The 5,171-nt window shown below is 70.7% G+C and carries 5 protein-coding genes and 2 pseudogenes; 2 read left to right on the top strand and 5 right to left on the bottom strand.

Features of this window, described 5'->3' with window-relative positions:
- Positions 1-202 precede the first annotated feature (202 nt).
- Positions 203-603, bottom strand: a pseudogene (locus ACOV8S_RS26835) (response regulator transcription factor); the annotation flags it as partial.
- Between the two features lie 53 nt (positions 604-656).
- Between ACOV8S_RS26835 and ACOV8S_RS26830 the strand changes: the two are divergent.
- Positions 657-812: a hypothetical protein gene (locus tag ACOV8S_RS26830; RefSeq protein ID WP_448320941.1), complete on the top strand. Its 156-nt coding sequence runs from the start codon at positions 657-659 to the stop codon at positions 810-812.
- A 177-nt stretch (positions 813-989) separates the two neighbouring features.
- Here the strand turns inward: ACOV8S_RS26830 and ACOV8S_RS26825 are convergent, their stop codons facing one another.
- The 4 genes from ACOV8S_RS26825 to ACOV8S_RS26810 are packed head-to-tail and all read right to left on the bottom strand — an operon-like array spanning position 990 to position 4,665.
- Positions 990-2,384 carry an NAD(P)/FAD-dependent oxidoreductase gene (locus ACOV8S_RS26825; protein WP_448320940.1) on the bottom strand — a complete coding sequence of 465 codons (1,395 nt, stop codon included), beginning with the start codon at positions 2,382-2,384 and terminating at the stop codon, positions 990-992.
- A complete protein-coding gene (locus ACOV8S_RS26820; RefSeq protein ID WP_448320939.1) occupies positions 2,381-3,544 on the bottom strand; it encodes an MAB_1171c family putative transporter in 1,164 nt (387 codons plus the stop codon). The genes ACOV8S_RS26825 and ACOV8S_RS26820 overlap by 4 nt, the downstream gene beginning before the upstream one ends.
- A gap of 3 nt (positions 3,545-3,547) precedes the next feature.
- Positions 3,548-4,123 (bottom strand): toxin-antitoxin system, toxin component, encoded by a 576-nt coding sequence (locus tag ACOV8S_RS26815; RefSeq protein ID WP_448320937.1) that lies wholly within the window; start codon positions 4,121-4,123, stop codon positions 3,548-3,550.
- Entirely contained in the window at positions 4,120-4,665 is a 546-nt protein-coding gene (locus ACOV8S_RS26810; RefSeq protein WP_448320935.1) for a hypothetical protein, read from the bottom strand. Before ACOV8S_RS26810 ends, ACOV8S_RS26815 begins: the two co-directional genes overlap by 4 nt.
- Positions 4,666-4,939: 274 nt before the next feature.
- On the opposite strand from ACOV8S_RS26810, the pseudogene ACOV8S_RS26805 reads away from it, so the two are divergent.
- Positions 4,940-5,171: pseudogene (locus ACOV8S_RS26805) on the top strand (hypothetical protein); the annotation flags it as partial.

The raw sequence follows: 5,171 nt of genomic DNA, 5'->3' as shown, positions 1-5,171 counted from the left end.
GCCGGTGTCCCCGCGGACCTCGGCCCAGCCGTTCAGCCCGCCGCCGCACGGTACCCCCGATCAGCGCGGCAAGCCGAAGGGCGACCGTTTCTGATCCCGCCGCACTCCCTCACCCGAAGGGCCCCGGGCTCCCCCGCCCGGGGCCCTTCGGCATGCCCGGGCGCCGGCGGCCCTCCGGGGTACCGGGGTCGTCGGGCCCGGCGACGCGGTAGCCCACCCCGGGCGTCGTCAGCACGACCGGCGGGCCGCCCAGCTTGCGCCGCAGCCGGCCGACGGTGACGGCCACCGTGTTGGTGAAGGGGTCGGCGTTCTCGTCCCGGACCTGCTCCAGCAGGTTCTCGGCACTCAGGAAGCCGGGCCGTGCGCGCAGCAGCGCCTCGAGCACGGCGAACTCTGTAACGGACAGCTCCACGCGGCGTCCGTCGCGCACGACGGTCCGGCGCACCGGGTCGAGCTCGAGGCCCGCCGCGCGCAGCACCCGGGCCCGGGCACCCGGCCGGCCAGGGACCGGACGCGCAGGACCAGCTCGGGAAAGTGGAAGGGTTTGGCGAGGTAGTCGTCGGCGCCCAGGGGCAGGCCGCTGACCCGGTCGCCGGGCTCCCCCCGCCGCGGTCAGCCTCTCCGACATCGGCCTTGCTCAGGTGCCGGCCGCCACCATGGCCCAGTTCACCGGCGTCGTGGGGTTCCTGCCGCGCGGCTACGGGCCCCAGGTGGCCGTGGCCCGGCTCGCCCTCCTCGCTCGTGCCGCCGACGTGCGCGGCTCACGGCTACGCTCGGCGGCACGAGCGGCGCGCCCCTCCCGCATCCACTGACGTCCCGCCTGACCTGGTGAAAGCGCGGAAGCGGTTGGCCATCCTTCAGGCGGAGCTCCATACGCGAGGGAAAACCTCCCGTGGTCCCGTGAGGCGGACGACGGGAGGCCGACGGAGCCCGGAGCGCTGGTACCGGCCCGGCCCGGCGCGAGCGAGGATGCTCTTGAGGGCGATCTCTCAGTTTCGGATGGCCTGCCATTCCTCGGCGGTGAGCGGCGGCTGCTGCAGAGGCGGCTTGAGGGGGCCGCAGGCGGCCGCGATCAGGGTGTCAGGGGTGAGCAGTCGGCCGGGCCCTGCCTCCAGGGTCATGACGTCGGTGACGCGGCGTGCCACGCGACCGGATCCGGTGGCTGTGTGGATGAGGCGGTCGATGTACCGCGCGGCCAGGCGCTCGGTGAGGGTCGGGCCCTTCTCAGAGGCGCCGGGGAAGAAGACGTCGCTGCCGGTGGCGAAGGTCCACGCCGTTTCGATGTGCCGGACGATGGCCTTCTGCACCTGCCGGGTGAGGCCCGGCGAGAGCAAGCCGCGTTGACGGACGGTGTTGCGCAAGGTCAGCGCGCTTTGTGCGGCAACGGCCATGCCGTGACCGTACGTGGGATTGGTCGCGGCGACGGCGTCACCGAGGACGAGTAGTCCTCGCGGCATGCGGGTCTTCTCGTAGTAGCGGCGCTGGTTCACGGTCGTGCGGCTGAGCGTCACGTCCGTGAGGGGCTGCGCGTGCACGAGCGCCTCTGAGACCAGGGGGTGGCGCAGCTCGGCGGCGAAGGCCTCGAAGGCGTCGGGATCGCGGGGCGGCTCAGTGCCGCGGGCACCGCAGAGGGTAACGACCCACCGGTCGTCCTCAATGGGCTGGATGGCTCCACCGCGGGGTGGATCGTCACTGCGTGGGTCGGCCTGGATGGTGATGATCGGCCACGCTGCGGGTGTCTTCGGAGGCGCTTGGTAGGTGCGGCTCGCGTAGACGAGACCGGAGTCGACCACCCGCGCGGTGGGTCCGGGGAGCCCGAGATCGTCCAGCCAGCGAGGGGTGCGGGAGGCGCGGCCGCTGGCGTCGACGATCAGGTCGGCGGCCAGGGTCTCTTCGTGACCGGCGGCGTGCCGGATACGGACGCCGGTCACGGCGGCGGCGTCACCGGCCAGGCCCAAGACCTCCGTCTGCTGCAGCACGGTGATCTTGGCGGCGTTGTCGGCGAGGACCTGGCCGCGGATGACCCAGTCGAGGAGGTCGCGGCTGCAGCTGATGGAGTAGTGGCTCTCGTTCCAGCGGCGGTACCAGCCTGCTGGGCTGTAGGCGACCATGCCGGTGGTGATCGGTATGCGGCGCGCGCCATGGGCCTGCAGTTCTGCCAGAGCGCCGGGCAGGAGTTCCTCGACCGCGTTGGCGCCGCCGGACCACAGGTTGTGGAGGTGGCGAGCCTGGGGCAGGCCCTTGCGGGGGCCAGGCACCGTCGGCAGGAAGTCGCGTTCCACGATGGTGACGGCCGCTTCGTCGGCGAGTGCCCGCGCGACGAGGAAGCCGGTCAGGCCGCCTCCGATGACCACGGCTGTGGGGGTGCTGGTGGTGCCGGTCATGACGTGCTCTTTTCGGGTACGAGGGGGAGGCCGGCGGGCCGGCGCAGGGCCCTGGAGATGGCCAGGAGGTCGTGCAGCCCGTCGTAAGCCTGTCGACCGGTATGCGGCGGCCCGGGGGTAACTGCTTGCATGCTGGCTACGGCGGCCACGATGGCGGCCGCGTCGCCCTGAGCGTCGGCTTCGGCCGGTGTTCCGCCGACGGCCAGGCACGCTCTGCGGGTGCGCTCCTGCAGGTCGGCGTCGAGGTACGGTCCGAGGTGACGCAGTGCGTCCCGGATGGCGGTCTGGCGGCGCGTCAGCCGCAGGTCGATGGGGGCCCACCGGCCGAGAGCCACGGAGGTGCTCGCGGTGGGGACCGGGCTGAGGGTCTTGGCCAGCGGGCCGAGGGCCCGGTGGTCACGGCGGACGGTCAGCCGGTGCGAGATGTGCGCGCCGAGGTGGGGCAGGATGAAGCCGAGGGCGATCAGCACGCCGACGAGTGCCGCGATGGGCGGTGCCAGCTTGGTGTTCATCCAGTCCAGGTCTGTGTTGCCGAACCAGCGGGCCACGACCGGTGTGAGCTTGGCGAAGTCGTAGGCCAAGTTCGTGGCGTAGCCGACGCTGAGGAGGACTACGCCGGTGTGCAGCCAGCCGGTGCCCCTGACCCGGCTCTCCCACGTCCACAGCAGGCCCGAGGTGATGACTACGGCGACCATGTGGCCGGTCAGGTAGAGCACGATCATCTCGCGGATGAACGGAGTGGTCGCGTAGTAGGTATCGAAGTCCTGGAGCCGCTCGACGTCTGCGTCGCCGAGGGCGAACAGGATCCACAGCGCGGCCATGACGGTGCCGTAGCCGCCGTACACCCAGTAGCTGGCTCGGCGGACGGTCTGCGGTGTGCCGCCTCGCCAGCGGGTGATCAGCAGCAGGCACGAGGCGCAGAAGCCGGTGAGGAGGCTGTAGACCCAGGGCGCCGACACGTTGGTGATGCCTACAGCCCGGTTGACGACGGCGACGGTGGCAGGCTGCGCGAAGACGAAGACGCCGCACGCCGCGGTGAGCAGACCGCCGACCTGCCGCAGCAGAGGGTTGCGGCCGGCCCTGATGACGGTCGGGAGTTTGTAGAGCAGTGAGGCGATCAGGATGATCGCCGTCACCGCGTAGGGATGCGTCAGGACCACCGCCTACCCCTTGGGGCCTGGGTAGCCGAGAGATGTGTCGATGCGCTGGGCGACGTCGTCCAGCGGGGTGGTGCCGGTCCCCTCGTCCAACCAGCTCCGCATGCGGGTGCTGAGGAGCAGCCCGAAGCCTTCGGCGTCCCGCTCGTCGGCGGCGTTGGAGTGACTGCGCGCCGCAACGCGCAGGACGGCATCGAGCAGTGCCGGTTCGGAGGTCAGAACGGTGCGGGCCGCTACTGCGGCCTCACCGACCTGGTGGCCGCAGTGCCCAGCTTCCATGTGCCACAGCTCGTGGCCGAGGACCACCAGTTGGTGGTCCGGGTCGAGCCGCTCTTCGACGACCACAACGTCCTGGTCGGCCAGGTCGAAGTACAGGCCCGTGGTGTCGGCGATCTCGGCCGGGAAGGGCCGGATGATGAGCGAGACCGGGCGGCTGCGGCGCTCGCTCATGGCGTCGCAGAGGGCCTGAAAGAGCGCCTGGGGGGCGGTCGGCACGTCAGCGCGGGCGAGAACTGCCCTGGCCAGCTCGGCCATCAGCTTGCGCTGCGCCTTGCTTGTGGAGCGGCAGGTCCGGCCAGTCATCCTTGATCGCTCCGTTCTTCGAGTCGGGCAAGGGCTCCTTCAACAGCGCCGAGGCTGTTCCGGATGTCCGCGACCATGGCGGCGACGGCAACAATCGCGTCGCTGTCCCAGTTCCCGCCACGACCGGCGACGTGGCGCACGCCCAAGTCGGCGAGCGTTTTGTTTGGATTTACCTTGACCTCAAGCTCGAACACGAGGCGCTGCAACTCCCGATGGACGGCTTCGTCGGGAGCGGCAGTGAGGTAGTCGCTGGGCACGTCGTAGTACCGGCAGAGGTCGTGTCCAGCGGTCAGGCTGGGCTTGGCGTCCCCCGCGAGGATGCGTTTGACCCACGTAGTCGTCGAGTGCAGGGCGGCAGCCAGTTTCCTGACGTCGGCGGCCTTATCGGTTCCATCGGGCCTCGACTCGTACAGGTAGCGGACCCTGCGCCTCACCCGGTCATCCGGGTCGTCCGGGGGCAGTGTGTGGCCTTCCAGCAGAGCGCGGAGGTGCGGTTCCGGCACGCCGGTGCTCTTGAGCAGGTCGGGGATGTGGGTCTCCATCTCGAGGCCACATTCGGCCAGGAGTTCGCGATAGCGGACCACGATGGGGGGCGGGGGGCCGGGCTCACTCAATGTGCTGTCTGCCTCTCAGGGGTCGGCTTGCCAGGGCTGTTACTCGTACTCACAGCCCGAACCTGCGGGCCGCCACAGGCGAAAAACCAGGTTCGCCAACGATCGTTGCGGAAAAGAATACGTTCGTCAGCGCATGCGCACAGGCATAGCAGCATCACGCTGTGATGCGAAAGCCGCTCTGCAACTTGCGTGTGCCATAGGCATGTTGTTGCTGCGGGTCACCCCCGCTGCCGGCTTCGCCGCGCAGCAGACCCTGGTCGAGCATCGCCACGTCGTCGCGCACTACGCGCCCTCCACGGGGTACTTCCCGTTGCCGTGGTGGGCCGGTCTCGCCGTGCTCGCCGCGTACGCGGTGTCGTTCCTGTGGCTCGCGGCGCGCCGGCTCCCGCGTGGTGGGGAGGACGCGGTCCGGGGGGCCGTGGACGCGCCGGGGA

The organism is Streptomyces sp. CO7 (assembly GCF_053474865.1).
Note: the sequence above shows the minus strand (reverse complement) of the source record. Positions and strands in the feature narration are given on the sequence as shown.

Coding starts and splice junctions, on each gene's coding strand:
- ACOV8S_RS26830 (WP_448320941.1), top strand. CDS start 657: ATGGCCCAGTTCACCGGCGTCGTGGGGTTCCTGCCGCGCGGCTACGGG.
- ACOV8S_RS26810 (WP_448320935.1), bottom strand. CDS start 4,665: ATGGAGACCCACATCCCCGACCTGCTCAAGAGCACCGGCGTGCCGGAA.
- ACOV8S_RS26815 (WP_448320937.1), bottom strand. CDS start 4,123: ATGACTGGCCGGACCTGCCGCTCCACAAGCAAGGCGCAGCGCAAGCTG.
- ACOV8S_RS26825 (WP_448320940.1), bottom strand. CDS start 2,384: ATGACCGGCACCACCAGCACCCCCACAGCCGTGGTCATCGGAGGCGGC.